25 protein-coding genes and 1 pseudogene are annotated in these 25,651 nt (G+C 65.4%); 22 read left to right on the plus strand and 4 right to left on the minus strand.

Translation table 11 applies throughout. The features are described 5' to 3' along the window. The first annotated feature begins 268 nt into the window (after positions 1 to 268). The 17 genes from UC34_RS05895 (at position 269) to UC34_RS05975 (ending at position 15,447) form a co-directional block, all read left to right on the plus strand. Complete coding sequence (locus tag UC34_RS05895; protein ID WP_150626100.1) at positions 269 to 1,138, plus strand: ABC transporter ATP-binding protein; 870 nt, start codon at positions 269 to 271, stop codon at positions 1,136 to 1,138. Between the two features lie 45 nt (positions 1,139 to 1,183). Beyond that, entirely contained in the window at positions 1,184 to 1,966 is a 783-nt protein-coding gene (locus UC34_RS05900) for an ABC transporter permease (protein ID WP_044454623.1), read from the plus strand. Positions 1,967 to 1,992: 26 nt separating this feature from the next. Beyond that, positions 1,993 to 2,784: an SDR family oxidoreductase gene (locus tag UC34_RS05905; RefSeq protein WP_084070385.1), complete on the plus strand. Its 792-nt coding sequence runs from the start codon at positions 1,993 to 1,995 to the stop codon at positions 2,782 to 2,784. A gap of 51 nt (positions 2,785 to 2,835) precedes the next feature. Further along, positions 2,836 to 3,393 carry a cupin domain-containing protein gene (locus UC34_RS05910; protein WP_044454625.1) on the plus strand — a complete coding sequence of 186 codons (558 nt, stop codon included), beginning with the start codon at positions 2,836 to 2,838 and terminating at the stop codon, positions 3,391 to 3,393. A gap of 96 nt (positions 3,394 to 3,489) precedes the next feature. Continuing rightward, positions 3,490 to 4,416 (plus strand): alpha/beta fold hydrolase, encoded by a 927-nt coding sequence (locus UC34_RS05915; RefSeq protein WP_084070386.1) that lies wholly within the window; start codon positions 3,490 to 3,492, stop codon positions 4,414 to 4,416. A 1-nt stretch (position 4,417) separates the two neighbouring features. After that, the gene (locus UC34_RS05920; RefSeq protein ID WP_084070976.1) at positions 4,418 to 5,359 is read left to right on the plus strand and encodes an IclR family transcriptional regulator; all 942 of its coding nucleotides are present in this window, start codon (positions 4,418 to 4,420) and stop codon (positions 5,357 to 5,359) included. Further along, positions 5,356 to 6,171, plus strand: a complete 816-nt coding sequence (locus UC34_RS05925) for an SDR family oxidoreductase (protein WP_044454627.1) — start codon at positions 5,356 to 5,358, stop codon at positions 6,169 to 6,171. The genes UC34_RS05920 and UC34_RS05925 overlap by 4 nt, the downstream gene beginning before the upstream one ends. Further along, entirely contained in the window at positions 6,164 to 7,816 is a 1,653-nt protein-coding gene (locus UC34_RS05930; protein WP_044454629.1) for a thiamine pyrophosphate-binding protein, read from the plus strand. Before UC34_RS05925 ends, UC34_RS05930 begins: the two co-directional genes overlap by 8 nt. After that, entirely contained in the window at positions 7,809 to 8,627 is an 819-nt protein-coding gene (locus UC34_RS05935) for an aspartate dehydrogenase (RefSeq protein ID WP_044454631.1), read from the plus strand. The genes UC34_RS05930 and UC34_RS05935 overlap by 8 nt, the downstream gene beginning before the upstream one ends. A 13-nt stretch (positions 8,628 to 8,640) precedes the next feature. Continuing rightward, a complete protein-coding gene (locus UC34_RS05940) occupies positions 8,641 to 10,137 on the plus strand; it encodes an aldehyde dehydrogenase (protein WP_044454633.1) in 1,497 nt (498 codons plus the stop codon). A 116-nt stretch (positions 10,138 to 10,253) separates the two neighbouring features. Next, positions 10,254 to 11,267, plus strand: a complete 1,014-nt coding sequence (locus UC34_RS05945; protein ID WP_052810913.1) for an ABC transporter substrate-binding protein — start codon at positions 10,254 to 10,256, stop codon at positions 11,265 to 11,267. 13 nt (positions 11,268 to 11,280) lie between these two features. Beyond that, positions 11,281 to 11,625, plus strand: coding sequence for a hypothetical protein (locus tag UC34_RS05950; protein ID WP_044454635.1), 345 nt, complete (start codon positions 11,281 to 11,283; stop codon positions 11,623 to 11,625). After that, on the plus strand, positions 11,625 to 11,843 hold the full coding sequence (locus UC34_RS05955) for a recombinase-like helix-turn-helix domain-containing protein (protein WP_044454636.1): 219 nt from the start codon (positions 11,625 to 11,627) through the stop codon (positions 11,841 to 11,843). The genes UC34_RS05950 and UC34_RS05955 overlap by 1 nt, the downstream gene beginning before the upstream one ends. A 76-nt stretch (positions 11,844 to 11,919) precedes the next feature. Next, entirely contained in the window at positions 11,920 to 12,951 is a 1,032-nt protein-coding gene (locus UC34_RS05960; protein WP_044454638.1) for an aromatic ring-hydroxylating oxygenase subunit alpha, read from the plus strand. Positions 12,952 to 12,981: 30 nt separating this feature from the next. Continuing rightward, on the plus strand, positions 12,982 to 13,425 hold the full coding sequence (locus tag UC34_RS05965; RefSeq protein ID WP_044454640.1) for a RidA family protein: 444 nt from the start codon (positions 12,982 to 12,984) through the stop codon (positions 13,423 to 13,425). A 45-nt stretch (positions 13,426 to 13,470) separates the two neighbouring features. Next, complete coding sequence (locus UC34_RS05970; RefSeq protein WP_044454642.1) at positions 13,471 to 14,433, plus strand: PDR/VanB family oxidoreductase; 963 nt, start codon at positions 13,471 to 13,473, stop codon at positions 14,431 to 14,433. Positions 14,434 to 14,475: 42 nt separating this feature from the next. Then, positions 14,476 to 15,447: a VOC family protein gene (locus UC34_RS05975; RefSeq protein WP_044454644.1), complete on the plus strand. Its 972-nt coding sequence runs from the start codon at positions 14,476 to 14,478 to the stop codon at positions 15,445 to 15,447. Positions 15,448 to 15,601: 154 nt separating this feature from the next. Here UC34_RS05975 and UC34_RS05980 read toward each other — a convergent pair whose 3' ends face one another. Beyond that, positions 15,602 to 16,147: a glutathione peroxidase gene (locus tag UC34_RS05980; RefSeq protein ID WP_044454646.1), complete on the minus strand. Its 546-nt coding sequence runs from the start codon at positions 16,145 to 16,147 to the stop codon at positions 15,602 to 15,604. 190 nt (positions 16,148 to 16,337) lie between these two features. Continuing rightward, positions 16,338 to 17,294, minus strand: coding sequence for an AraC family transcriptional regulator (locus UC34_RS05985; RefSeq protein ID WP_044457810.1), 957 nt, complete (start codon positions 17,292 to 17,294; stop codon positions 16,338 to 16,340). A 171-nt stretch (positions 17,295 to 17,465) separates the two neighbouring features. Between UC34_RS05985 and UC34_RS05990 the strand changes: the two genes are divergently transcribed. From UC34_RS05990 to UC34_RS06005, 5 genes and pseudogenes are all read left to right on the plus strand, one after another. Beyond that, positions 17,466 to 18,788, plus strand: coding sequence for an aromatic ring-hydroxylating dioxygenase subunit alpha (locus UC34_RS05990; RefSeq protein ID WP_044454648.1), 1,323 nt, complete (start codon positions 17,466 to 17,468; stop codon positions 18,786 to 18,788). Between the two features lie 156 nt (positions 18,789 to 18,944). Further along, positions 18,945 to 19,997 (plus strand): ABC transporter substrate-binding protein, encoded by a 1,053-nt coding sequence (locus UC34_RS05995; protein ID WP_157123051.1) that lies wholly within the window; start codon positions 18,945 to 18,947, stop codon positions 19,995 to 19,997. Positions 19,998 to 20,281: 284 nt separating this feature from the next. Continuing rightward, positions 20,282 to 20,896 (plus strand): annotated as a pseudogene (locus UC34_RS26105) (tetratricopeptide repeat protein); the annotation flags it as partial. 285 nt (positions 20,897 to 21,181) lie between these two features. After that, positions 21,182 to 22,369, plus strand: coding sequence for a glycosyltransferase family 9 protein (locus UC34_RS26110; RefSeq protein ID WP_052811269.1), 1,188 nt, complete (start codon positions 21,182 to 21,184; stop codon positions 22,367 to 22,369). Positions 22,370 to 22,433: 64 nt separating this feature from the next. After that, positions 22,434 to 23,225, plus strand: coding sequence for an alpha/beta fold hydrolase (locus tag UC34_RS06005; protein WP_418303934.1), 792 nt, complete (start codon positions 22,434 to 22,436; stop codon positions 23,223 to 23,225). A 52-nt stretch (positions 23,226 to 23,277) separates the two neighbouring features. Here the strand turns inward: UC34_RS06005 and UC34_RS06010 are convergent, their stop codons facing one another. Both UC34_RS06010 and UC34_RS06015 read right to left on the minus strand, forming a co-directional pair. Further along, positions 23,278 to 24,141 (minus strand): NAD(P)H-binding protein, encoded by an 864-nt coding sequence (locus tag UC34_RS06010; protein ID WP_044454652.1) that lies wholly within the window; start codon positions 24,139 to 24,141, stop codon positions 23,278 to 23,280. Positions 24,142 to 24,208: 67 nt separating this feature from the next. Further along, positions 24,209 to 25,546, minus strand: a complete 1,338-nt coding sequence (locus UC34_RS06015; protein ID WP_044457813.1) for an FAD-dependent oxidoreductase — start codon at positions 25,544 to 25,546, stop codon at positions 24,209 to 24,211. Positions 25,547 to 25,651: the final 105 nt, after the last annotated feature.

A 25,651-nucleotide genomic window follows, 5' to 3' on the forward strand; every position in this document is an offset into this window, starting at 1 on the left:
ATCCGGCTTCGGACTCGATCTCAAGCCGCGTCGCATACCGCTCAACGCCCGCACAACCCTTTGGATACGGGTTTCCCCTAAGCAAAAAACAATTTTGACTCCGCTTTTCACTCCCTATAATTGATCCATAAGTAAATCAACGTTTCACCAATGAAACGTAACGCGAGAAAAGCGCGAAAGAGAAAGACAGGCTGGCAAGCCGTGATCGTGAACAGACGTCGCGGGTTGTCCGAAGCAAGTTGAACATCCAGAAACTCGGTGGTTTCCCATGCTCAGGTCGATTCAGTTGAAGGACGCAAACGTAGCCGAGGCCTATGCCGACGCACGGCAGGCGCAGGCGACGGCAACGCCGTTGCCGTTCGCCATCGAATATCGCGGCGTGACGCGTCGGTTCAAAAATCGCCAGGGCAAGGGCGAGATGACGGCCGTCACGAACGTGTCCATCGGCATCAAGGCCGGTGAGTTCGTCTCCCTGATCGGTCCGAGCGGCTGCGGCAAGAGCACGTTGCTCAACATGGGCGCGGGGCTGTACGCGCCGAGCGAAGGACAAGTGACGCTCGCGGGCAAGCCGGTGCGTGGCCCGTCGCAACAGGTCGCGTTCATGCTGCAAAAGGATCTGCTCATGCCGTGGCGCTCGATTCAGAAGAACGTCGAACTCGGCATGCAGATTCGCGGGCGCAACAAGGCCGAGCGCGCCGAGGTCGCCAAGGCGTTGCTCGCGCGCTGCCATTTGAAGGGTTTCGAGAATCACTATCCGCACCAGCTCTCGGGCGGCATGCGCCAGCGCGCCGCGCTCGCGCGCACGCTGGCCATCGAGCCGGACGTCCTGCTCATGGACGAGCCGTTCTCCGCGCTCGACGCACAGACCAAGATGGTGCTCCAGCAGGACCTCGCGCAAATGCTCGCCGCAGAAGGCAAGACCGCGCTGATGATTACCCACGACCTGGCGGAAGCGATCGCGCTGTCGGATCGCGTGTTCGTCATGAGCGAGCGCCCCGGCACGATCATCGAAGAGATCACCGTCGATCTGCCGCATCGCGACAACCCGATCGAGCGTCGCAAGCAGGCAGGCATGAACGAATACGTCGCCCATCTGATGGAACTGCTCAAGGTCGGTCGCGACGACCATCTCGGCTGATCGCCGCTCACGGCTAGTTACGCACAAGACACTGGAATCTCCGCTATGAAATCCCTTTCCAAAACGCAACTGACCGTCGGCAGCTTTGCGCTGCTGCTGATCTTCGCGGCCGTATGGCAGTGGGGCCCGAGCGCGTTCGGCGTGCCCGAGTTCGTGTTGCCGAAGTTGTCGTCGACCGTGGTCGAAGGCGCGCGCATGTTCGAGGTCGAGAATCTCTGGCTGCACATCGGTGTGACTGCGCTCGAAGTGGTCGCCGGTTTCGTGATCGGCTCGGCGCTCGGCGTGATGATCGGCGTGATCCTCGGCTTGTCGCCGTCGACCGAAGCCATGCTCTCGCCGTACATCCTCGCGTTGCAGATTGCGCCGAAGGTCGCCTTCGCGCCGCTGTTCGTGATGTGGATGGGCTACACGATCTATCCGAAGATTCTCGTCGCGGTGCTGATCGTGTTCTTCCCCGTGATGATCAACGTGCTGGGCGCGGTGCGCTCGGTCGACCCGGACATGGTCAATCTGGTGCGCGCGCTGTGCGGTCGTCGCTGGCAGATCTTCCGCTTCGTCGAGTTTCCGTCGGCCATGCAGGCGCTGTTCGCCGGCCTGCGCATCGCCTCGACGCTCGCCGTGATCGGTGTGACTGTCGGCGAGCTCGTCGGCGGCGACCGTGGTCTGGGCTATTTGCTCGTGTACGGCGAAGGCCAGGGCAATACCGCGATGGTGTTCGTCGCCATCGCCGGGCTGACGGCCATCGGTATCGCCGCCTACGCCGCCGTGGTCTGGCTGGAGCGCCGCGCACTGCATTACGTGCCGCGTGCTTCGATGAACATCGCCTGAGCATACGACGTCGGAAGGAATTCATCGTGAACGAACTGCCCATCCTCCCGCTCGATGCGAGCACGCTCGCGCCGCTCGACGGCAAGAAGCTGCTGATCACCGGCGGCGCCCGCGGCCTCGGCGAAGGCTTCGTGCGGGCGGCGCTCGCTCGCGGCGCACAAGTGACGATTGCCGATATCGCGGCGCAGGCGGGCGAAGCGCTCGCCGCCGAATTGCGCAACGCCGGCCATGCGGTGTCGTTCGTGCGTGTCGATCTGTCGGACCCGGCATCGGTCCAAGCCGCCGCGCAGGCCGCCGGCACGCAGATGGGCGGCATCGACGGCCTCGTCAACAACGGCGCGATCACCAATTCGGGCGGCAAGATGGCCACCGAGCTGAGCCTCGAGACATGGGACGCCGTGATGAACGTCAACGTGCGCGGCACGTGGCTCATGACGATGGCGGCGTTGCCGTTTCTGCGCGCTGCCGGGCAGGGCCGTGTCGTGAACATCGCGTCCGACACCGCGCTGTGGGGCGCGCCGCGCCTGCTCGCCTACACGGCGAGCAAAGGCGCCGTGATGGCGATGACGCGTTCGCTGGCCCGTGAACTCGGCCCGGACGGCATCACCGTCAACGCGATTGCCCCGGGCCTCGTCGAGGTCGAAGCCACGGCCTACGTGCCGGCCGAGCGTCATCGTCATTACCTGGAAGGACGCGCCTTGCCGCGCGCACAGGTGCCCGACGACGTGATCGGCCCGGTGCTGTTCCTGCTGTCCGACGCTTCCCGTTTCGTGACCGGTCAGGTGCTGCCGGTCAACGGCGGCTTCGTCATGCCCTGACGATCCGCTCCTATTCCCATCTCATTTGTCATGCCTTCAAGGAGTTACGCCATGGCGCAAGCCGAAGCTAAAAACACCGCGACACCGCAGGCCGTCGAGAGCTGGACGCAGGCCGAAGGCCAGACGTTCGCCGAATGGCTGGATACGCGTGTCGCCCGTTTCTCGACGCGCAAGTACGACTGGGACGCCCTCAAGTTCCAGGCCGACTACGACCCGAAATACCGCCGTGCGCAAATGCGCTACGTCGGCACGGGCGGCACCGGCGTTGCCAAGGACATCAACACAGTGCCTGCCGGTCACTTCACGTTCTCCACGATGGTGATTCCCGCCGGCAACATCGGCCCGAGCCATATCCACATGGACGTCGAGGAAATCTTCTTCGTGATGCGCGGAAAGATGAAGGTGATCTGCGAGCGCGACGGTGAGACGTGGGAAGCCATTCTCGGCGAGCGCGACCTGATCTCGGTGCCGCCGGGCGTGTACCGCACCGAAATCAACATCGGCGACGAAGACGCGTTGATGTGCGTGATGCTCGGCTCGCAAAAGCCTGTCACGCCGACGTATCCGCCGGATTCGCCGCTCGCGAAGATCAAGCGCGACCTGAAGTAAGCCGGACCGAAGTCCGGCGTGGCATGCCAGCATGCCGCGCCGGCAGGAATTCACGAAATCAGACGTCAAGCCGTCCATCCGTAGAGCCGGAAAGCCATGTCATCCCAAGCGATTCAGTCCGAAGTGCCAGTCGACGATGTCGTCGCGCCGCTGCGTGCGCGCCTCGACGCCTTCCCGTACCGTACCGTCGCCACGCGCGTGGGCACGGTGGGCTATCGCTGCGCTGGAATCACGAGCGAGGCGCATGACGCGCATGACGCGCATGTCCCGGTCGTGATGCTGCATGGCATCGGCTCGGGCGCAGCGTCGTGGGTGGCACAGCTCGATGCCTCGGGCCTTGACGTCGCCCTGTACGCATGGGATGCGCCCGGCTATGGCGAGACGTCCAACGTTGCCGAGGCCGAACCGCACGCGGAGGCTTATGCCGATGCGCTCGAAGCCTGGCTCGACGCTCTGGGTCTGGATCGCGTTGCCCTGGTCGGTCATTCGCTTGGCGCGATCATGGCGACGAAGTTTGCCAGCCGCGCGCCGCAACGCGTGCGCGGCCTTTTCCTGTGCTCGCCGGCCAATGGGTATGGCAAGGCCGACCCGGAAGCGCGCGCATCGAAGCGCGACAGCCGTCTGGCGATGCTCGACAAGCTCGGACCGGACGGCATGGCGCGCGAGCGCAGCGACAATCTGGTCGCGCCCGACGCTGCGGACCTGCCGCGTGCGTGGGTGAAATGGAACATGGCGCGCGTGTTGCCCGCCGGTTACCGTCAGGCGACGCATCTGCTCTCGAACGGCGACGTTGCCGGTGAACTCGCGCAGTACGTGAGCGCGCTCGCCGGTCCGGTCGCGGTGGCGGTGGGCGCCGTGGACGGCATCACGCCGCCGGCGGCATGCGAGACGATTGCCCGAGTGGCGGGTGTGCCGCTGCAAATCATCGAAGGCGCGGGGCATGCGTCGTACATCGAAACGCCGGACATGCTCAATGCTGCGCTTGGCGCGTGGCTCGACCGTGTCGCGGCAGGGGAGCGTTGAGATGGCGCCGGCGATTCCGAAGCGCGCAGTGCGTATCGACGCAGAGCGCATCGAAGACGAAACGCTGCTGTCCCAGGACGGGCAGAGCGAAGGCGACGACGTTGCCGATTCGGCGCCTGCCGAATCGCGCTACCTGGTGCCGGGGCTCGAGCGCGGTCTGCGCATCCTGACGCAGTTCTCGCCGCGCGAGCCCGTGTTCAGCGCGCCGGAGTTGTCGCAGCGTCTGGGCATTCCGCGCACGACCGTCTTTCGTCTGTTGCAGACGCTCGAAGCCATGGGTTTTCTGGAGCGTGCGGGCAGCGAGAAGAATTTCCGTCTGGGCGTGGCCGTGCTGCGTCTGGGCTTCGAATACCTCAGTTCGCTGGAACTGACCGACCTGGGTATCCCGATCATCGAGCGTCTGCGCGACGCCACGCAACTGACCTCGCACATCGTGATTCGCGACGGTCGCGACATCGTGTTCGTCGCCAAGGCGCAGAGCGTTGCCGGCGTGTTCAACTCGATCAAGGTGAACGTCGGCACGCGCCTGCCGGCACACGCCACTGTGCACGGCCACGTGCTCATGGGCGATTTGACGCTCGCGGAACTGCGGGCGCTGTACCCGGAGAAGACGCTGGAGAAATTCACGCCGCAAACGCCGGAAACGCTCAACGAATTGTTCGAACGCGTGCGCGAGGACGCCGAGCGTGGCTACGCCGTGTCGGCCTCGTCGTTCGAGCGTGGCATCAGTGTCGTGAGCGCTCCGGTGCGCAACGACGCCGGGCGCATCTGCGCCGCGATCACGGTCACGATTCCGCGCGCGAACATCGATGCGTCGATGCTCGATGCGGGTCTGATCGGGCAAGTGCGCGAAGCGGCGGATGCGCTCTCGCATCGCCTGAATTACCGGCCCGGCGCCGACGGCCAGACCACCCCCTACATGAAGTCACTGGGATTGAAATGATCACGATCAACCTTTGCGCACGCGCAGCACTGGTGACGGGCGGCACGTCCGGCATCGGGCTTGCCACCGCCGAGCGCCTGCTGGCCGCCGGCGCCGCCGTTGCGATCTGCGGGCGCAACACCGAGCGTCTGGCGCAAGCCGAAGCCCATCTGCGCGAACGTCACCCGCAGGCACGCCTCATCGCCGCGCAATGCAACGTGCTCGACGAGCGCGACGTCGCCACGCTGGTCGAGCGCATTCGCAGCGAGTTCGGTCGTCTCGACATGCTCGTCAACAACGCCGGGCAAGGGCGCGTGTCGACGTTCGCCGACACGACCGACGACGCATGGCGCGAAGAACTCGAACTGAAGTACTTCAGCGTGATCCGCACCACGCGCGCCTGCCTGCCGATGCTGCGCGAGGCCGCTCGTGAGACCGGCGACGCGGCGATCGTCTGCGTCAATTCGCTGCTCGCGCTGCAACCGGAGCCGCACATGGTGGCGACGTCCTCGGCGCGCGCGGGCGTCCAGAACCTCGTGCGCTCGATGGCCAGCGAGTTTGCGCCCGATGGCGTGCGCGTCAATTCCATCCTCATCGGTCTGGTGGAGTCGGGCCAGTGGCGTCGTCGTTTTGCTGCCGCACAGGAAGCGGGCGATAGCAAGACGTGGCAGGAATGGACCGGCGAACTCGCACGCAAGAAGCAAATCCAGTTGCAACGTCTGGGCAAGCCTGAAGAGGCGGCCGCGGCGATCTTTTTCCTGGCCAGCCCGCAATCGTCCTACACGACGGGCAGCCATATCGATGTTTCCGGAGGCTTGGCAAGACATGTCTAACAAAACCACCGTCGGCGAAGTCATCGCGGCGTTCCTCGAACAGTGCGGCGTGAAGACCGCATTCGGCGTGATCTCGATTCATAACATGCCGATCCTCGACGCCATCGCGCGTCGCGACAATATCCGCTACGTCGGCGCGCGCGGCGAGGCCGGTGCGCTGAACATGGCCGACGGCCTGTCGCGCGTCTCGGGCGGGCTGGGCGTGGCGTTCACGAGCACGGGCACGGCTGCGGGCAATGCGGCCGGCGCCATGGTCGAAGCCCTCACGGCCGGTACCCCGGTGCTGCACATCACGGGCCAGATCGAAACCGAGTTCCTCGATCGCGATCTCGCGTACATCCACGAAGCGCCGGATCAGCTGAGCATGCTCAACTCGATCTCGAAGGCGGCGTATCGTGTGCGTTGCGTCGACACGGCACTCTCGACCGTGCGCGAAGCCGTGCGTGCGGCACTGACTGCGCCGACCGGTCCGGTGAGCGTCGAGATTCCCATCGACATTCAGGCCGCCGAAATCGAATGGCCGGCCGACCTGGCGGCCCCGCACATTCCGGTGCCCACGCACGATGACGCCCGCGTGACGGCGCTGGCCGACAAGCTGGCATCGGCCCATCGCCCGCTGCTGTGGCTGGGCGGCGGCGCACGTGGGGCGGAAGCTGCCGTCAAGCGTCTGGTCGACATGGGCTTCGGCGTGGTGACGAGCGTGCAAGGTCGCGGCATCGTGCCGGAAGACCATGCCGCAACGCTGGGCGCGTTCAACATTCATCCGACCGTCGAGAAGTTCTACAAGACCTGCGACGCCATCGTGGTCGTCGGCTCGCGCCTGCGCGGCAACGAAACGCTCAAGTACAAGCTCGGCCTGCCGCGTCCGCTGTATCGCGTGGACGCCGACGGTCTGGCCGACAACCGTGGCTACCGCAACGACCTGTTCATTCAGGGCGATGCCGCCCGGGTGCTGAACGCGCTGGCCGACAAGCTGCAAGGCCGTCTGTCGGTCGACCCGGCGTTCCACGCCGATCTGGCAGCCGCGCGCGACGCTGCCGTCAAGCAGGTGGCCGAAGGACTCGGCCCCTATCGCCAGCTCGTGGCCGCGCTGCAAGGCGCGTTGGGGCGCGACTTCAACTGGGTGCGCGACGTCACGATCTCGAACAGCACGTGGGGCAACCGCCTGCTGAAGATCTTCTCGCCGCGCGCCGGGGTGCACGCGCTGGGGGGCGGCATCGGGCAGGGCATGCAGATGGGCATCGGTGCGGCGCTCGCAGGCAACGCGAAGAAGACCGTTGCACTGTGCGGCGATGGTGGCCTGATGGTCAACGTTGGCGAACTCGCCACGGCTGTGCAGGAAAAGGCGCCCGTGGTGATCCTGCTCATGAACGACCAGTGCTACGGCGTGATCCGCAATATTCAGGATGCGCAATACGGCGGGCGTCGCCACTACGTGCAACTGCACCAGCCGGACTTCGCCGCATTCTGCGCAAGTTTGCAACTCAAGCACGAGCGCATCACGTCCATCGATCAGGCCGAAGGGGCGGTGACCCGCGCCGTGGCGCACGAGGGTCCGGTGCTGCTTGAAGTCGACATGCTGTCGGTCGGCAACTTCGCGTCGCATTTCGCCGGTCCGCCGGTACGGGAGCCTGCGAATGCATGAACGGAATCATCGTCCCGTCGATGTCGCGCTGATCGGCTTCGGCGCGATCGGCTCGAAGGTCTACGAGGCATGCGCGAGTGATCCGTATCTGCGCGTCGGCCACGTGATCGTGCCGGAAGACGCTGCGCAGCGGGTGCGCAGCAGCGTGCGCGCGGGCACCGAAGTGGTGTCTTCGGCGCAGGCGCTCACGAGCCGTCCGGACTTCGTGCTGGAGTGCGCAGGCCACAGCGCGCTGTCGGGCCACGTGGTGCCCCTGCTCAAGTCGGGCGTGGACTGTGCGGTGGCGTCGATCGGCGCGCTCTCGGATTCCGAGTTGCTCGCTGCGCTGGAGCAAGCGGCGAAGGACGGCGCATCGACCGTCACGCTGCTCTCGGGCGCGATCGGCGGCATCGACGCGATTGCCGCCGCCCGCGAAGGCGGCCTCGACGAAGTGCTGTACACGGGCCGCAAGCCGCCGATGGGCTGGCAGGGCACGCCCGCCGAGCAGGTGTGCGACCTCGCGACGCTTACCACTGCTACGGTGATCTTCGAAGGCAGTGCCCGCGACGCGGCGCGGCTGTACCCCAAAAACGCCAACGTGGCGGCGACCGTGGCCATTGCGGGCCTCGGACTCGACGCAACACGCGTGCGACTGATCGCCGACCCGGCCACCACGCGCAACGTGCACCACATCGCCGCGCGCGGCGCGTTCGGCGAGATGTCGCTGGAGATGTGCGGCAAGCCGTTGCCGGACAACCCCAAGACGTCGGCATTGACCGCGTATTCGGCCATTCGCGCGTTGCGCAATCGCGTCGCGAACTGTGTGATCTAGCAGGAAGAGCCTCATGAGCCATCAAGATTTGCTGCAAGGGTTTTCGAGCGATATTCTGGTCGGCGGCGAATGGCGCGCCGGCACCGGCAAGCGCTATCAGAGCCTGTACCCGGCGGACGAGAGCGTGAACGCCGAGATCGCCGCTGCTGGCGCCGACGACGCTGTCGAGGCTGTCGAAGCGGCCGACGCCGCGTGGCGTCGTGCCGACTGGGCCGGTCTCAAACCGCATCAGCGCGCGGCCGTGCTGCACCGCGTGGCCGACGGCATTACGCAGCGCGCCGAAGCGCTCGCGCATCTGCAACGTCGCGACAACGGCAAGCCGATCAGCGAGACGCGCGCCCTCGTGGCGAGCGCGGCGGGCACGTTCCGCTATTTCGCCGCGTGCCTGGAGACGCTGGAGCAGACGCTCACGCCGTCGCGCGGCGACTACCTGACGATGAGCGTGCACGAGCCGTTGGGTGTGATCGCGGCAATCACGCCGTGGAACTCGCCCATCGCCTCCGACGCGCAGAAGCTCGCGCCCGCGCTGGCTGCGGGCAACGCTGTGGTGCTCAAGCCGGCGGAAGTCACGCCGCTCGCCTCGCTCGAACTCGGTCGCATCTGCGAAGCCGCCGGTGTGCCGCGCGGCGTGCTCTCGGTGCTGCCGGGCAAGGGCTCGGTGATCGGCGACATTCTGGTGCGTCACCCCAAGGTCAAGAAGGTGGCATTTACCGGCGGCACCGAAGTCGGTCGCGGCATTGCCCGTCTGGCAGCGGAAAAGCTCATGCCGGTCTCGCTCGAACTCGGCGGCAAGTCGCCGACCATCGTGTTCGAAGACGCGGACATCGACCACGCCGTCGCCGGTGTGCTGTACGGCATCTTCAGTTCGTCGGGCGAATCGTGCATTGCAGGCTCGCGTCTGTTCGTGCACAAGGCGATCTTCGACACGTTCGTCGAACGTCTCGTTGCGGGCGCGAAGCAACTGCGGGTGGGCGACCCGCTGCGCGAGGACACGCAGATGGGACCGCTAGTGACGTCGGCGCATCGCGAGTCCATCGAGCGCTATGTCGCCATCGGGCTGGACGAGGGCGGTCGCCTGCTGTGCGGCGGTGAGCGCCCGGCGGGCGATGGTCGCGAGAAGGGCTACTTCTATCAACCGACGATCATCGCAGGCCTGACGAATCAGGCGCGCATGGTGCAGGAGGAAATCTTCGGTCCGGTGCTTGCCGTGCTGCCGTTCGAGAACGAAGACGATCTGCTGCGCGAGGCCAACGATAGCGTCTATGGACTCGCAGCCGGGATCTGGACCCGCGACTACAAGCGCGCCTGGCGCATGGGCCGTGCGCTGGAGACCGGCACCGTCTGGATCAACACCTACAAGCAGTTCTCGATCTCGACGCCATTCGGCGGCTGGAAGGAGAGCGGCATGGGGCGCGAGAAGGGACGTCTGGGGCTGCTGGAGTACACGAACCAGAAGAGCCTGTACTGGGGCATGAACGATAGCCCGCTCGCCTGGGCGGGGCAGGTCTGACGCCGGCGCATGCCTTGCCGCGCGTGCGGCGGGCGTGAGGGCGAATGTGAAGCGAATGTGGCAAGCCGCGATGCACGGGGCATCGCGGTCATCCGAAACTTGAGCGAGGCAAAGATATGTTGTCGATTTTCCGTGCATCGTTGGCGCGTCGCGCCTTCCTGACGGCTGGCCTGTGCGCTGTGGCCGGACTCACGAGCGTGGCGGCGCCGGTCATGGCGCAGCCAGCCGCGCAACAGCAGATCACCTATCTGCTGCCGGCCCCGGCGAACCTGCCGGCGTTCGCGCCGCTGATGCTGGCCGAGAAGAAGGGCTACTACGCTGCCGAAGGCCTGTCGGTGCGTTGGCTGACGGTGCAGGGCGGTGCCGACGTGGGCAAGCAGCTTGCCTCGGGCAATGGCGATCTGGGCGGCGGGCTCGGCGACACGCCGATCGTGCTGCGCCCGAACGGGATTCCCATCAAGGGGGTGGCGTTGCTGGGCGGTCGCACGCTGCACCAGCTTGTCGTGCGCGATGACGCGAACATCAAGTCGCCCGCTGATCTGAAGGGCAAGACGATCACCGTGCTGGCGTATCAGGACACGGGCTTTTACGCAACGCTGGGTCTGCTGGCGTCGGCCGGTCTCACGCGTAACGACGCGCGTATCCAGGGCGCCGGTCCGGCCGGCGTGTGGCAGCAAGTGGCGACCGGCAAGGCCGAAGTGATGGTCGGCACGCCCGAGTGGGCGCAGAACATCGAAGACGCCGGGGTGAAGATCACCATGACGTCGACCGACAAGTACTTCCCGGGCATGGCGCAGGCGATTCTGGCGTCCGACAAGACCATTGCCGAGAAGCCGGAGATGATCCGCAAGTTCGTGCGTGCCACGGTCAGGTCGGTGGCGGAAATCATGCGCGATCCGGCAGGTGCCGCCAAGGAATACTGCGCGACCGTGCCGGGGTACAAGGGCAAGGAAGCCGAGATCGAGAAGATTCTCACGTACTACGCCCGCAATGTGTATCCGGGGCAGCAGCGCCTGGGCGCGTTCGATCCGGCACGCGTGACGAAGCTGCAGGACTTCTACGCGCAGGAGAAGGTCATCCGCGAGAAGTCGAAGGTGGACGATCTGTTCACCAACCAGTTCGTGCAATAAGGCGGGGGGCGTGATGAGTGAGACCACACCGGGCGCCGCCCAACCCGAAACCCTGTTGCTGACGGTGTTCCTGCGTCACGATCAGTCGAACAATCTCGACGAATTTCAGGAGCGTCTGAAGGCCGCCGAGTGGTGGGAGCGCTTCCCGCCCGCCGGCGTGAAAGTGGTGTCGTGGACGGTGGCGATGGGCTTCGGCCAGATCGTCACGCTGGAACTGCCGCCGCATCTGCTGCCAGTAGTGAATGTGGAGCTGGAGCGCTCGGCGTGGGGCGTGTTCCGCACCGAATGCTATCCGACTTACGACTTTGTTCCCGTGCACGCGCGCATTCGCGAACGGGTTCGCAACGGAGGGAAATAATGGACCGTTATCTGGAACCGCATCAAGCGCGTCGCCATGAGCCGACGCAATACGAAAGCCTGCTGGGCGACGCCATCGAGCGCGCCTACGCGGCCGGCACGCACGATCTGGCAGGTCTCGTCGCCTATCTGAATCGCACCGGCCCCGGCCCGCAGGAAGGCGAAGTGTGGACCGAAGAGGTCTACAAAGCCCAGATCGCCAAGCTGGCCGAAGAGTAAAACACCACCTAACGCGATCGCCGCTCACCCGCTTGCGTGAGCGACGAACGCGATACAGAGGTTAGAGAGGTCCCCCATGACAACGCAACAGCCCATTCTCACTGCCGACGCCATTCTCGAGCGCGGCCTGAAGAACCTTTGGTATCCGATTTGCCCGTCGCACATGATCGGCCGTGAGCCTGTCTCGCTGCGCCGTCTGGGCAAGAAGCTCGTGTTCTGGCGTGACCAGGACAACAAGGTGCACGCGCTCGACGACCATTGTCCGCACCGTGGCGCGCCGCTGTCGAAAGGCATCGTGATGGGCGATCGCATCGCCTGCGGCTATCACGGCGTGCAAGTGCGCTGCGACGGCACGGTCACGCGCGTGCCGGGCAGCCCGGGCTGCAAGCTCGAAGGCTCGCGTCCGACGCAGGCGTATCACATCGTCGAGCGCAACGACGCCGTCTGGCTGTACAACGCGACCGAGAACATCGATACGCCGCCGCCGCTCGTGCTGCCGGCGGAGCTCGATGCCGACGGCGAGTTCTCGTCGTTCCTGTGCTACACGGAGTGGAAGGGCGACTATCGTTACGTGCTCGATAACGTGATGGATCCCATGCACGGCACGTACCTGCACAAGCAGTCGCACTCGATGGCCGAAGGCGACAACACGGCCGCATTCCGTATTCGCGACACCGACCGTGGCTTCGTCTTCGAGAAGGAAGGCCAGCGCGACGTGAACTTCGACTGGACCGAGTGGGCGGACACCGGCACGCACTGGATGCGTCTGGAGATCCCGTACCCGAAGACCGGTGGTCCTGGCGGCAACTTCGTCATCGTGGGCAGCTACACGCCGATCTCGCCCACGCTCGCCGCCGTGTTCCACTGGCGCTGCCGCAAGCTCGACGGCTGGCAGCGCGACACGTGGCGCTTCCTGTATCGCAACCGTCTCGAAGCGCGCCACTGGGCCGTGCTGGAACAGGACCGCGTGATGCTCGAAGACATGGAGCCGGACGCCAACCAGAACGAGCACCTGTATCAGCACGACATGGGCATCGTGCGCCTGCGTCGCCATCTGAAGAATCTGGCGAAGGCGGAGCTCGAACGCATGCAGCAGGGCAAGGCGTAAGCCGTGCAAACACACGAGACAGGACAGGCGATGCAGATCGAATCCCCCATCAAGGCCGAACGCATCCGTGCGCAGGCGGTGCCGGACCTTGGCACCGCAACGTGGACCAACGGCATTCGCTTCGGCAATGAAATCCTGATGTCGGGCATGACCGCGCATCCCGCCACGCGCGACGCGCAAAAACCGCTGACGACCTACGAGCAGACGCTCGTGGTGCTGGGCAAGATCCGCGCGCTGGTCGAGGCGGGCGGCGGTAGCCTCGCCAACGTCTACAAGCTGGTGGTGTACGTGACGGACATTGCCGACAAGGACGAAGTCGGTCGTGCACGCCGCGAATTCTTTGCGGACGTGGCGGCAAACGGCGGTGCGTATCCGTGCTCCACGCTCGTGCAGGTAAGCGGTCTGGTGTTTCCGGAACTGCGCGTGGAGATCGAGGCATTTGCGCGTCTCGACATCGATCTGTCCGCGGCGTGAGCGGCGCGGACATCAGGAAAATCAGCAACATCAGAGAGCGGCGTTATGAGCAAGTCAAACCTGTCGGCAATGGTGCGCACGCTTCGCTATGAAGCGGCAGGCATCATGAGCATCGAACTCGTGCCTGTGGCGGGCAGCGCACCGTTTCCGGACTTCACGCCCGGCGCGCACATCGATCTGCATTTGCCGAGCGGGCTGGTGCGCAGTTACTCGCTCGTCAACGCGCCGGGCGAGCCGAATCGCTATGTCCTCGGCATTCTGGCCGATCCGAAAAGCCGGGGCGGCTCGCGTTTCATTCACGACAACTTCCGTGTCGGGATGACGCTGGACATCTCCGCGCCGCGCAATCACTTCGAACTCGACGAAACGGCGCAGCACACCGTGCTGGTCGCGGGCGGCATCGGCGTCACGCCGATTCTGTGCATGTATCGCCGACTGCGTTCGCTGGGACGCAACGTCAAGTTGATGTACTGCGCGCGCACGTCGCCTCAGGCTGCATTCGTCGAAGAACTCAATGCGCTCGGTGGCGACATTACCTACCACTTTGACGATCAGCACGACGACAAGCCGGCGTCGCTCGCGGCGTTTCTGGCGGATCAACCCGCCGGCACGCATGCGTACTGCTGCGGCCCGGGCGTGATGCTCGACGCCTTCGAAGCGGCTTGTGCCGACGCGGGAATCGCGAACGTTCACATCGAACGTTTTGCCGCAGCGCCCGACGCGCCGCCGCCTGCGACCTCGGAGGGCTATGTCGTGACGCTGGCGAAGTCGGGCCGGGAGGTCGCCGTGCCTGCCGGTGCGACGTTGCTCGACACGCTGATCGCTGCGGGCATCGACGCCGAACACAGTTGCATGGAAGGCGTGTGCGGTGCGTGCGAGACACGCGTGCTCGAAGGCTGCCCGGATCATCGCGACTCGGTGCTGAGCGCATCCGAGCGTGCGTCGAACAAAGTGATGATGATCTGTGTGTCGGGTTGCAAAGGCGACCGTCTGACGCTGGATCTTTGATCGCCCGACCCGAACCCATTACCCGAGACACCCGAGACTGTCATGACGATTCTTGGCATCGAACAAATCACTTACGGGGTCACGGACCTCGACACCTGCCGTCGGTTTCTCGCCGACTGGGGCCTGACCGAAGTCGCGCTCGACGCCAACGGCGCGCGTTTCGAAACGCTCAACGGTTGCCGCGTGCTGGCCGTGCGTCACGATGATCCATCGCTGCCGCCTGCCATGGAAGACGGACCGACGCTGCGCGAAGTCACGTGGGGCGTGACGACGGCCGAGGAAGTCGCGGCCATTGCCGACCGCCTGGCAGGGCAGCCGGGCTACTTCTTCCAGGACGGCGCGACGGGTTGCATCGATCCGAACGGCCTGGCGGTGCGCGTCGAAGTCACGACCAAACGCGCGCTGGACGTGCAGGGCGCGCCGACCAACCCGTGGGGACTGCCGGCGCAGCGCGTGAACACCCCGAGTCCGGTGTACGAGCGTGCCCAGCCCATCGAGGTCGGTCATGTCGTGTTCTTTACGAACGCGCTGGCTGCGACGCAGACGTTCTATGAGGAAAAGCTCGGGTTCGAACTCTCGGATCGTTATCCGGACCGGGGCGCCTTCATGCGCTGCGCGCCGCACGGCGGTCACCACGACCTGTTCCTGCTGGCGCTGCCCAACGGCAAGCGCGGCCTGAACCATGTGGCGTTCACGGTACGCGACATTCACGAGGTGTTCGGCGGCGGCATGCATATCGACCGCTGCGGCTGGGAAACGCAACTGGGGCCGGGCCGTCACCCGATTTCATCGGCGTATTTCTGGTACTTCAAGAATCCGTGCGGCGCACTCATCGAGTACTACGCGGACGAAGACATCCTCACGCCGGAGTGGCAGCCGCGCGACTTCGAGCCGGGGCCGACGGTGTTTGCGGAATGGGCGGTCGACGGAGGGCTGGACGGCAACACGCGTCGTCAGAAGAAGGGGGCAGAAGCGCCGAGCGGCAAGTTCATGACCGACACGGCCAAGCGCTGAGTCCGTGCAATTCAAAGTCGCAGCACGAGTCTGCGCAAGCGTCGTAGCGAGCGCGCCGTCTCCGGGGGGAGCGGCGCGGCACGAGGGGGCATGCGTTATGAGCGTAGCGCATTGCCCCCTTTTGCCTGTCACGCGGCGTACTGACGTCGTGTATTTACTTCGCGAGTTCGGCGTCGATGGCGGCGAGCAGGCGCGGATCGTCGGCCTTCACGTCCGGCGAGAAACGGCCCACGACCTGACCGTTGCGGCCGATCAGGAACTTCTCGAAATTCCACAGCACGTCGGCGGGATTGTCCCGCTCGACGCCGAAGCCCTTCAGGCGCTCGCGGAACGGGCCTTCACCGGTCGCTTCCGGCTTGGCGTCGACGAGTGCGCTGTACAGCGGGTGACGATCGTCGCCCAGTACGGAAATCTTGGCAAACAGCGGAAAGGTGACGTTGTACTGCGTGGTGCAGAAGTCGAGGATTTCGGCGTCCGTGCCCGGCTCCTGCCCCTTGAAGTTGTTCGCGGGGAACGCCAGCACTTCGAGCCCGGCAGCGCGCTTGTCCTCATACAGACGCTCGAGCCCTTCGTATTGCGGCGTGAGACCGCACTTCGAGGCGACGTTCACGACCAGTCGTACTTTGCCGGCGTACTCGCCGAGCGTGGCTGCCGTGCCGTCGATGCGATTGACGGCGATGGTTTCGATGTGGGTGCTCATGAAAATTTTCCTGTCGTGGGATGGGCCGGAGGCATGGCCTTCAAGAAGCTGAAGGCGCTTTGGGGGGCGTTCGGCGAGTGTAGCGTAAGGCCGGCGAGCGCGCTCGGCGCCGACGTGACAATGTGATGACGCGACGGCCCGGGCGTCGCCACCGCCACCGCGCCACTGCGCCGGTCCGTGCGGCCCGCCGTCAGTGAACGCTGCTGTCGAGCAGGTCGCGGGTGCGCTGCCCGAACGCGCTCGGTGTGTCCCCGCACCAGCGTTTGAACGCGCGCGAGAAGGCTTTCTCCGAGGTGTAGCCCACTTTGTCCGCGACTTCTGCCACGCGCAGGGTACGCGTAGTTAGCGCCTCGGCGGCCAGATGCATGCGAACGCCGCTCAGATGCGTCATCGGAGCGGTGCCCACGAGCGCTGTGAAGCGCGCGACGAAACGCGAGCGGGACATGCCGGCCAGCTCAGCCAGTTGGCGCACGTCCCAGGCGGCGGCCGGGTTGCGATGGATCGCGAGCACCGCGCGGCCCACTTGCTTGTCCAGCAACCCCTTGAGCCGATGCGCGCCTACGCGTTCGTTTTGCAGCACGTGCGCGCGCACCATCTGGACACACAGCACGTCCGACAGGCGCGCAGCGGCAATCATCCAGCCGGGTTTGCATTCCATCGACTCTTCGATGAAGTTCTGCAACGTCGCTTTCAACCACGGGGCCACAGCCGGGTCGTCCTGTCGAATGTGAATCACTGCGGGAAGGAGCGCAAAGATCGGGTGGCGATGCGCTGACGCGAAACCCACGATCGCCGTGTGCAGCTCGCACGTCGGTCCCTCGGCCCCGACGACCATGGCGAGCGGCGTATCGGAGCGCGGCGTGATGCCGCGCTCGGCGAGCAAGTCGTTGAATGGCACCGCCGGGACGTCCGGTGTGCTGGACATCCGATGCGCACTGCCGTGCGGCAGCAGGACGACATCGCCCTCGCGCACCAGCACCGGCGCCTCTCCTTCGACGTGCAGCCAGCACGACGCCCCGCGGCAGATCCGGAAGGGAATGCCCTGTACGGCTTCCTTATCGAACGCCCACGGGGCGTGCAGCGTGAAATGGCCGGTGACGACGGCTGTGGCGTGCACATCCGCCAGCACTTCGCTTAGTTGATCCATGGCGTCTCGCTCGTTCTTGTGGGGGCTGCCGCCCGCATGGGGATCGAACCGGCGCGTGCGCATACGCATACGGTTGAGACGAACGGCAACTCAATTGAATTTTGCGGTAGTTCCTTGCGCGCGTCTTGCGATCAAAAATCATCGCATTCCCCAGTTCCAGACGAACCGATCATGCTCAGTCAAGAAAAGAACAAACTCCTCACCGAAGTCGGCCCCGGCACACCGATGGGCGATTACTTGCGGCGCTACTGGCATCCGGTTGCCGGCGTCTCGGAATTCGACGACAAGGCGGTGCGCCCGATCCGCCTGTTCGGCGAAGACCTCGTGCTCTACAAGGATCTGTCCGGCAACTACGGGCTGGTGCAGCGGCGTTGTCCGCACCGCAACGCCGATCTGGCCTTCGGCATCGTGGAGCAATGCGGGTTGCGCTGTGCGTACCACGGCTGGGAGTTCGGCCGCGACGGCGCCTGCACGCATCAACCCTTCGAAGAGATCGTCGATCCCTCGGCGCGCCTGCGTCAGAAGACACGCATCACCGCCTATGAAGTGCGCCCGAAGGCCGGCCTGCTGTGGGCCTACATGGGACCGCTGCCGGCCCCCGAACTGCCCGACTGGGAGCCCTTCAGCTACGAGCATGGCTTTGCGCAGGTCGTCATGGCCGAGATTCCCTGCAACTGGTTCCAGTGCCAGGAAAACTCGATCGACCCGGTGCATTTCGAATGGACGCACAACAACTGGACCGCACGTCAGCAAGACGCCGAGGCCGGTTATGTCCCCACGCATCTGAAGACTGCGTACGAGGAATTCGAACATGGCTTCGTCTACAAGCGTTTGCGCGCAGCGGAGACCGAGGACAACGTGATGTGGACGGTCGGGCGCGTGACGTTGTGGCCGAACGGCTTTTATCTGGGCCATCACTTCGAATGGCGCGTGCCCATCGACGACGAGAACACGCTGTCGGTATTTTGGGTCTTCAATCGCGTACCCAAGGAGCAGGAGCCTTACGTCCAGTCGCGCATTCCGACGTGGTACGGCCCGCTTTACGACGACAACGGCGACTGGATCACGTCGCATGTCGCGAATCAGGACTTCGCGGCGTGGGTCGGTCAGGGGCGGATCACCGACAGGACCAAAGAGACGCTTGGCGCGAGCGACCGCGGCGTTGTGATGCTGCGTCGCCGGTTCTTCGAGGAACTGGAAGCCGTTGCCGGCGGGGCAACGCCCAAAGGGCTGATTACCGATCCCGCGAAAAACGAGCGTGTGTTTCTGCCCTCCGCGTGTCGGGAGGAAATGCTCACTGGGCTTACACGCGAGGCGTTGTCGGCGCATCCGCTGCTCGGGCCCTATCTGCACGATTTTCTGGGGCAGGCGGGACAGCCGGATGACGTGCGTGAAGCCTACGAGCAGGCCGTCGGCCAGAAGATGCGCGGCGCGAAGTTCTTCACAGTGCATGGCGCGGGTAAGGCGCAAGGAAAGCAGGAGCGCGACGCATAGCGGGCCATGGCCTGCCCGATGTGAGTGACGGGCGAATGCCGAGCGACTGGCGGGCAAATAGCGGGGAGGCGTCGCCTGTGATGTGTGAGGCAGTGCGGGGATTCATCCGAAACAGAACTTCAACAACGCGAGGACAAGGTGAACGTAAAGCGCAACATGAAGCGAAACGATTGGACGGCTTGGAAGGGTGGCAAGGAATGGATGGCAGCCGGCTGGCGGCTGTGTCGCGACGCCTGCGTGTTCGGCGTGATCGGCGTGCTCGGATTGAGCGCGTGGTCGGCGCAGGCGCAGGGCACGGCGCCGCTCAAGGAAGTGACATTCCTGCTGGCGGCGCCGCCGGGCGAATTGGCCTTCGCGCCGTTCATGCTTGCGCAGAGCAAGGGCTACTACGCTCAGGAGGGGTTGAAGATTCGCTGGATCGCCGTGCATGGCGGCGCGGCCGTCGGCAAGCAATTGGCGGCGGGCAACGGCGATATCGGCGATGCGCTCGGCGATACCCCGATCCTGCTGCGCAGCAACGGCGTCAACGTCAAGGGCGTGGCATTGCTCGGCGGGCACCCGCTGCATCAGTTCATCACACGTGCGGATCGCAACATCGCACAAGCGAGCGATCTCAAGGGCAAGACGTTGTCCGTCATGTCGTATGAGGACACGTCGTACTACGTCACGCTTGGCATTCTGGCGGCGGGCAAGTTGAGCAAGAGCGACGTGACGATCTACGCGGGCGGACCGAACGGGGTGTGGCAGGACGTGGCGAGCGGTCGCTCCGATGGACTGGTGGGCACGCCGGAGTGGGGCGCACGCGTGGAGGAGGCAGGCGTCAAGGTGCATTACCGGCCGACCGATCAGCTGACGCCCGGTATGGGGCAGGCAATCATTGCGTCGGACAAGAAGATTGCTTCCGATCCGCAGACGATCGCCAAATTCGTTCGGGCGACGATGAAAGCCATGACGGAAATCGAGGCGGATCCGGTGGCGGCGTCCAACGCTTACGTGAGCGCGGTGCCGTCTTATGCCGACAAGCTCGATTTCGTGACGAAGGTGCTGACCTACTACGCGAAGTATGTGTTCCCGAGTCGTCTGCGCCCGGGCGAGTTCGACCCGGCCATCGTGTCGCATGTGCAGAACTCATACGTCGACAAAAAGGTCGTCCGTTCCGCGCAGCCGGTGGAGTCGCTTTATACGAATCAGTTTATTCCGGGCAAGTGAGGGTTTTCGGGCCGTAGGCGCCATGCCTTAAGGCGGCAGTACGTCGGATCGCCGTCTGGCGCGCGCAGTGCGTGGGGGAGAATAGGAAGGAACGTCGGCGGTCGCGGCCATTGACATGGCCGTGACCGCCGTGAAAGTATCGCGGTGCCTACGACCTATCGAGCCCCTCCGATCTTCGTCCGATGTCCTCCACCCATTCTTCTTCGACGCCCTCTTCAGCCTCGTCGGCCGCGCGCGCCGACACACCGGCGCAAGCCTCCGAGACGCTGACCTTCGCACAGGCCATGACGCTGGCCAACGCCCATTGGCAGGCGGGACAGGCGGCGCAGGCCGAGAGCCTGTGCCGGCGCGTGCTGGAAGTCGCTCCCGATCACCCGGATGCGCACTACTTGCTCGGACTGATGGCGCACGCCTATGGCAAGCGCGATATGGCGATCGGACATCTGGAGACAACGTGTCGGGCGGCGCACGCGCACGCGGCCTGCTGGTCGGACCTCGCGGAGATGTATCGTCAGGCGGGGCGTCTGGCGGATGCCGTGAATGCAGGGCAACGTGCGGTCCAAATCGATCCGGCGTTCGCCGCGGGCTGGAACAATCTCGGTATCGCCTTGCAGGAAGCGGGGCAGCTCGAACAAAGCATGACGTGCCTCATGCGGGTAAGCGAGTTGCAGCCCGGCTCGGTCGATGCGCAAAACAATCTTGGCAATACGGCGCGGCTGTTGCAGCGTTTCGATGTGGCCGAAACGCATTACCGCCGCGCGCTGGCGCTCGACGCCCAACGGGTCGACACGCTGAGCAATCTGGCGTCGATGCTAAGCGCGCTGCGGCGTTTCGACGAGGCCGAGACGCTAGCCCGTCGCGCCATCGAACTCGCACCGGATTTTGTCGACGCTTATCGCAACCTGGCCGATATCGAGCTCTCTCGAGGGAATGTGGGATCGGCCTTGCAAGTCGTCGAAGTGATGTCGGCGTTCGCGGCACAACATCCGTCGACGCTCGTGGCGCGTGCGACGATTCTTCGGCTCGTTGGTCGTCTGGACGAGGCGCTCGTGAGCGCGCACGCCGCTATCGAGCAGGTGCCGCAAAACGCCAGCGCGCAGGCCGCACTCACCGCCGTAGAGGCCGATATCTCGGCACGAAACGCCGCGGGTTTGACGCCGCCGCCGGTCGCGCCCGGCATCGACATGTCGCAGGCGGGCCCGACGCAAGCGCTGGCTGCGATTCACCAGGCGGCCGCCCGACGCATCGAGGTGCAGGATTACGAGGGGGCCGAGGGGCTGCTGCGTGAGGCCGTTGCCGGTGGTGCAGCGCCCATGTCGACGTGGCGCTTGTTAGCCATGGCCTTGCGCGCACAAGGCAAGGCCGAAGCGGGTCGCGACGTGCTCGCCATGCTCGCTCGGCAGGTGCCGGGCGATCTCTCCAATCGTTTCGATCTGGCGGAAGCCCTGCTGCTGTTGGGAGACTTCGAGCGGGGATGGCAGGAGTATCGCTATCGTTACAGCCTCGAACATACCCAGGCCATCGAGCGCAAGGTGCAACGTCCGCGCTGGGACGGCCGGCCAATTCCCGGACAGACGCTACTTATTCATGACGAGCAGGGCTACGGCGACACGTTCCAGTTCATGCGCATGGCGCGATGGGCGCGCGAGCGCAGTCAGGCACGCGTGATCTTCGAAGTGAATCCCGAGACGTTATCCATCGCCCGGCGCATGTGGGGCGATGAGGATATTGTGGCGCGCGGCACGTTGCCGGTGTCGTTCGACCAGCATTGCGAGCTGATGAGCCTGCCGATGGCGATGGGGCTCAAGCTCGCCGACCTGCCGGGCGACGTGTCGTACCTGAGCGCCGATCCCGCACGCGTCGCGCATTGGCGTGCGCGACTCGCCGATGTGCCGAAGCCGTGGGTGGCCCTGGTCTGGGCGGGGCGGCCCGAACATGTGAACGATCGCAATCGCTCCATGACGCTCGATCAGCTCGCACCGCTGGGTGCGAGCGGTGCGACGTTCCTGTCGATTCAGAAGGGACCCGCCGCGTCGCAGGCGAACACACCGCCCAAAGGCATGACGATGGTGTCGCTCAGCGACGAGATTCGCGATTTCGAAGACACCGCAGCCATCCTGCATCTGGCGGATTTGCTGGTGTCCGTGGACTCCTCGCCGGTGCATCTGGCCGGGGCGCTGGGACGGCCGGTGTGGGTTCTGCTCCCGTTTGTACCCGACTGGCGCTGGCTGCTCGATCGAGACGATTCGCCGTGGTATCCGGGCATGCGACTCTTCCGCCAGCCCGCGCGCTCGCAATGGGCGACGGTCGTCGAACGGGTCGCCGACGAGTTGACGACGTTCGTGGCCCGGGGCGCTCCTCATGCGCGGTGATTGCCGGGGGCGACGCGCCACGCGACGGGTGACGGGGATTCTCGGCGTGGGAATCGTCGCGCTGATGTCGGGCTGTGCGAGCCTGGATCGCAATGCGCACGCCGATTCGCTGGCGGCGCCGGCCGGGCTCAAACGCGAAGTGCTGAAGGCCGGGGACTTCCGGCTGACGGTGTTCTCGCGCATCACGCGCGCGGACAAACCGCTGCGCATCTACATCGAAGGCGACGGACTGGCATGGGTGTCGCGCACGGAGCCGTCGCTAGATCCCACGCCGGTGGCGGCCACGGGGCTCGCACTGGCCGCGACGGATCCGTCCGCTAACGTGGCCTACCTCGCCCGGCCTTGTCAGTTCACGCCGATGCAAGACAATCCGCGCTGCGACATCGCATATTGGACCGGCAAACGCTTCGCGCCGGAAATCGTCGACGCGATGGACGCCGAGATTACGCAGTTGGCGGCGCGCACGCCGGGGCAGTCGCTGGCGTTGATCGGCTTTTCAGGCGGTGGCGCAATCGCGGTGCTGATCGCTGCGCGACGTCATGACGTCGCGTCCCTGCGAACGGTGGCCGGCAATCTCGACGTCGAGTACGTCAATCGACTGCACGATGTGTCCGCGATGCCCGCCTCACGCAATCCCGTCGACGTGGCACGCCAGGTCGCGCAGATTCCCCAGATTCACTTCAGCAGCGAGCAGGACAAGGTGGTGCCACCAGCAGTCGCCAGACGTTTCGCTGCGGCGGTGGGCGGCGATTGCGTGCGGACGGTGGTGGTCACCGGGCTCGCGCATGATGGCGACTGGCAGACTCGGTGGAAAGACCTGCTGGTGCAGACGCCGGTTTGCGGCGTGTCGCGTTGAGCGCGGGTGGATTGCCTGCTCGACGACCTGACGGGCGTCAGGCCGCGTCGCGTCATGTTTCGCGGACCAGTGCGGCAATCGCTTCGAGCAAGGTGACCTCGCCGCGCAACGTGTGGCTGCCGTCGTCGCGGAACCGGAACGTGCCGTCATTGAACGCATCGAGCATCTGAATGCGCGGCACGGGATTGCGCATGCCTTGCGCGCGGAACAACGGGTCCCAGCCTGCGCGGGGTACCGCTTCGGCGCGGACATCTCTTACCAGCGCACGCGCGAGCGCGGCGGCGATGTCGTCGGGCGAGTAGCGCTCGGGACCCTCGATCTCCCATATCCGGACATCGTCGAAATCTTCCCGCATGGCGCGTGCCGCGAAATGGCCAACGTCGTTCGTCGACACCATCGGCAAGGCGCGTTCGACCGGGGCCAGATAACTCGGGAACTCACCGCGCTCGCGCGCGGGCGCGATATCCCATGAGAAGTTCTCCATCAGCCACGCGGGGCGCAGGAACGTGACCGGCAAGTGAAGCGGAAGCAGGGCCGTCTCGAACATGCGCAGCGCCGTGAGCAAGCTGGGCACGTCGCTGTCCGCGCCGATGCTCGACAGGCACACCACGCGCTTCGGCCGCGTGGCGTCCAGCGCTTTCACGATGGCGTCGATCAGGTAACGCGCATGAGAGAAATCCGGCTCGGGGTCGGCGTTCGGCGGCAGCATGACGAACACGGCTTCGCTGCCGCGAAACGCATTGGTGAGCGCATCGACGTCGCCGTTTTCGGCCACGGCGATTTCACCGCCGAGTGTGGCCCACCGGCTCGACTTCACCGGGTCCTGAACGATGGCCCGAAGCGGCAGTCCCGCCGTCAGCAGGTCGTGGCCGATGACGCCGCCGACGCGTCCCGTGATACCCATTACGGTGTACATGGTCACTCCTCGCGCTTGGTCACATTGAGTCACGTTGGCGTAAAAGTAACACGGGAGCGCGGCCGGTTCACAGATGTATGGCGTCGTCGATTGTGCGCGACGGCTGGGCGGCCGTCTGGCGACGCGCGCTTAGCAGCGATGCGCCGGCGTCCGCCAGGCGAACGGCCTCTCTTGCGCGTTCGCACATGTCGCGCTCATAGGCGGCGATGGCCTGGTCGATAGACGTGTGTCCCGATGCCGCACGCTGCAGATGCTCGACGAGTCGGGCGGCGTCGCGCAAGGCGCTGTTGGCTCCCAGTCCGCCCGCCGGACTCATGGTGTGAACCGCGTCCCCCAGCCCCGTGACGTTATCGACCTGCCACGGCAGCGGGCTCGTGGTGCTGCGCACCGGCATCGTGCGGACGGTCTCGGGCACGGCGTGTGCGAACAGCGCGCCGAGGTGCGGGTGCCATCCTTCGGTCAGCGCGTCGATGCGCGCGAGCGGTGCAATGCCGGCAACCTCTGCCGCCGGGTGGAAGGCGCCCAGCAGCGTTTGCGACGGGCCGATGAAGGCCCAGTAGAGGTAGTCCGCAACGGGGGACAGCGGCATTCGGTGCGGGGCGCCGTCCGCCGGGGGCGAGGCGCTTGCATCGTGCGCCCGACGAAACAGCATGGCTTCGATGACGACGGCGAAGCCATCGGCGAACACGACGGTGCTGCCTTCCATCGTTGTGGCTTCGCCGTGTGCGTCCATCAACACGAGCAGCGCCGTGGACAGGGGCGTGAGGCCGTAGATGCAGAGGTCGCCGGTGTCGCGAGGCGTCATGCCCGGCAGCACATATTCACGCACGCGGGAGTGCGTGCCGTCGGCGGCCACGACGAGGCCCGGAGCGCTGTGGGAGCCATCGTCGAAGTGCGCCACGCGGCGGCCGTCGGCCGTCGTGGTCGTGCGCGAGAACGACTTCCCGAAATGGACGTGATCGAGAATGCCGTCGAGCAGGATTTCACGAAGCGTCTGGCGGTGCAGACTGAGGTCTCCCGGAATGTCGGGGGGCTGCGCGGTCTGACGTGCGGCCACCGGCGCGGTGCGCCGGCGATGGTCGGTCACGCTCTCGTCCGTATGCGCGTCGTGCCAGCTCGGCGGCAGAACGACGTCGGCGTCGGTGAGTTGCGGGGTGACGAAGCGCCCGCCGGTGCGCGCGATTGCCGCGCGCTCGCGAACGCGCTCGACCTGGCCGGGGGGAAGGCATCGGGCGAGCGCATCGAGGCCGTCGGCGTCGATGCGAAGACGGTATCCCTGAAAGCGGGCTTCGGGCGCGGTGTCGCGTTCATAGACATCGAACGAGATGCCCGCGCGGCGCAGGCCCTGAGCGAGGCACAGGCCGCCCAGACCCGCGCCGATGATGTTGACATGCAAGGCAGACATGATCTTGAAGTCGCCGCACGAGGCGGCCAAGGGTGGTACTGCGCTCATTGTCTGCGCGTCACGTGTTGACCTGATAACATCGTTTGGTCATAAAACAATGCAGAT

It is taken from the genome of Pandoraea vervacti, from assembly GCF_000934605.2.
GTDB lineage: Bacteria > Pseudomonadota > Gammaproteobacteria > Burkholderiales > Burkholderiaceae > Pandoraea > Pandoraea vervacti.

Bases quoted from the DNA above. Each gene is read 5' to 3' on its own strand.
- UC34_RS06005 (WP_418303934.1), top strand. From the start codon at position 22,434: ATGTCGGGCTGTGCGAGCCTGGATCGCAATGCGCACGCCGATTCGCTG.
- UC34_RS05945 (WP_052810913.1), top strand. From the start codon at position 10,254: ATGTTGTCGATTTTCCGTGCATCGTTGGCGCGTCGCGCCTTCCTGACG.
- UC34_RS05915 (WP_084070386.1), top strand. From the start codon at position 3,490: ATGTCATCCCAAGCGATTCAGTCCGAAGTGCCAGTCGACGATGTCGTC.
- UC34_RS05930 (WP_044454629.1), top strand. From the start codon at position 6,164: ATGTCTAACAAAACCACCGTCGGCGAAGTCATCGCGGCGTTCCTCGAA.
- UC34_RS05910 (WP_044454625.1), top strand. From the start codon at position 2,836: ATGGCGCAAGCCGAAGCTAAAAACACCGCGACACCGCAGGCCGTCGAG.
- UC34_RS05950 (WP_044454635.1), top strand. From the start codon at position 11,281: ATGAGTGAGACCACACCGGGCGCCGCCCAACCCGAAACCCTGTTGCTG.
- UC34_RS05955 (WP_044454636.1), top strand. From the start codon at position 11,625: ATGGACCGTTATCTGGAACCGCATCAAGCGCGTCGCCATGAGCCGACG.
- UC34_RS26110 (WP_052811269.1), top strand. From the start codon at position 21,182: ATGTCGCAGGCGGGCCCGACGCAAGCGCTGGCTGCGATTCACCAGGCG.
- UC34_RS05990 (WP_044454648.1), top strand. From the start codon at position 17,466: ATGCTCAGTCAAGAAAAGAACAAACTCCTCACCGAAGTCGGCCCCGGC.
- UC34_RS05895 (WP_150626100.1), top strand. From the start codon at position 269: ATGCTCAGGTCGATTCAGTTGAAGGACGCAAACGTAGCCGAGGCCTAT.
- UC34_RS05995 (WP_157123051.1), top strand. From the start codon at position 18,945: ATGAAGCGAAACGATTGGACGGCTTGGAAGGGTGGCAAGGAATGGATG.
- UC34_RS05920 (WP_084070976.1), top strand. From the start codon at position 4,418: ATGGCGCCGGCGATTCCGAAGCGCGCAGTGCGTATCGACGCAGAGCGC.
- UC34_RS05960 (WP_044454638.1), top strand. From the start codon at position 11,920: ATGACAACGCAACAGCCCATTCTCACTGCCGACGCCATTCTCGAGCGC.
- UC34_RS05925 (WP_044454627.1), top strand. From the start codon at position 5,356: ATGATCACGATCAACCTTTGCGCACGCGCAGCACTGGTGACGGGCGGC.
- UC34_RS05935 (WP_044454631.1), top strand. From the start codon at position 7,809: ATGCATGAACGGAATCATCGTCCCGTCGATGTCGCGCTGATCGGCTTC.
- UC34_RS05965 (WP_044454640.1), top strand. From the start codon at position 12,982: ATGCAGATCGAATCCCCCATCAAGGCCGAACGCATCCGTGCGCAGGCG.
- UC34_RS06010 (WP_044454652.1), bottom strand. From the start codon at position 24,141: ATGTACACCGTAATGGGTATCACGGGACGCGTCGGCGGCGTCATCGGC.
- UC34_RS05900 (WP_044454623.1), top strand. From the start codon at position 1,184: ATGAAATCCCTTTCCAAAACGCAACTGACCGTCGGCAGCTTTGCGCTG.
- UC34_RS05975 (WP_044454644.1), top strand. From the start codon at position 14,476: ATGACGATTCTTGGCATCGAACAAATCACTTACGGGGTCACGGACCTC.
- UC34_RS05970 (WP_044454642.1), top strand. From the start codon at position 13,471: ATGAGCAAGTCAAACCTGTCGGCAATGGTGCGCACGCTTCGCTATGAA.
- UC34_RS05980 (WP_044454646.1), bottom strand. From the start codon at position 16,147: ATGAGCACCCACATCGAAACCATCGCCGTCAATCGCATCGACGGCACG.
- UC34_RS05940 (WP_044454633.1), top strand. From the start codon at position 8,641: ATGAGCCATCAAGATTTGCTGCAAGGGTTTTCGAGCGATATTCTGGTC.
- UC34_RS05985 (WP_044457810.1), bottom strand. From the start codon at position 17,294: ATGGATCAACTAAGCGAAGTGCTGGCGGATGTGCACGCCACAGCCGTC.
- UC34_RS06015 (WP_044457813.1), bottom strand. From the start codon at position 25,546: ATGTCTGCCTTGCATGTCAACATCATCGGCGCGGGTCTGGGCGGCCTG.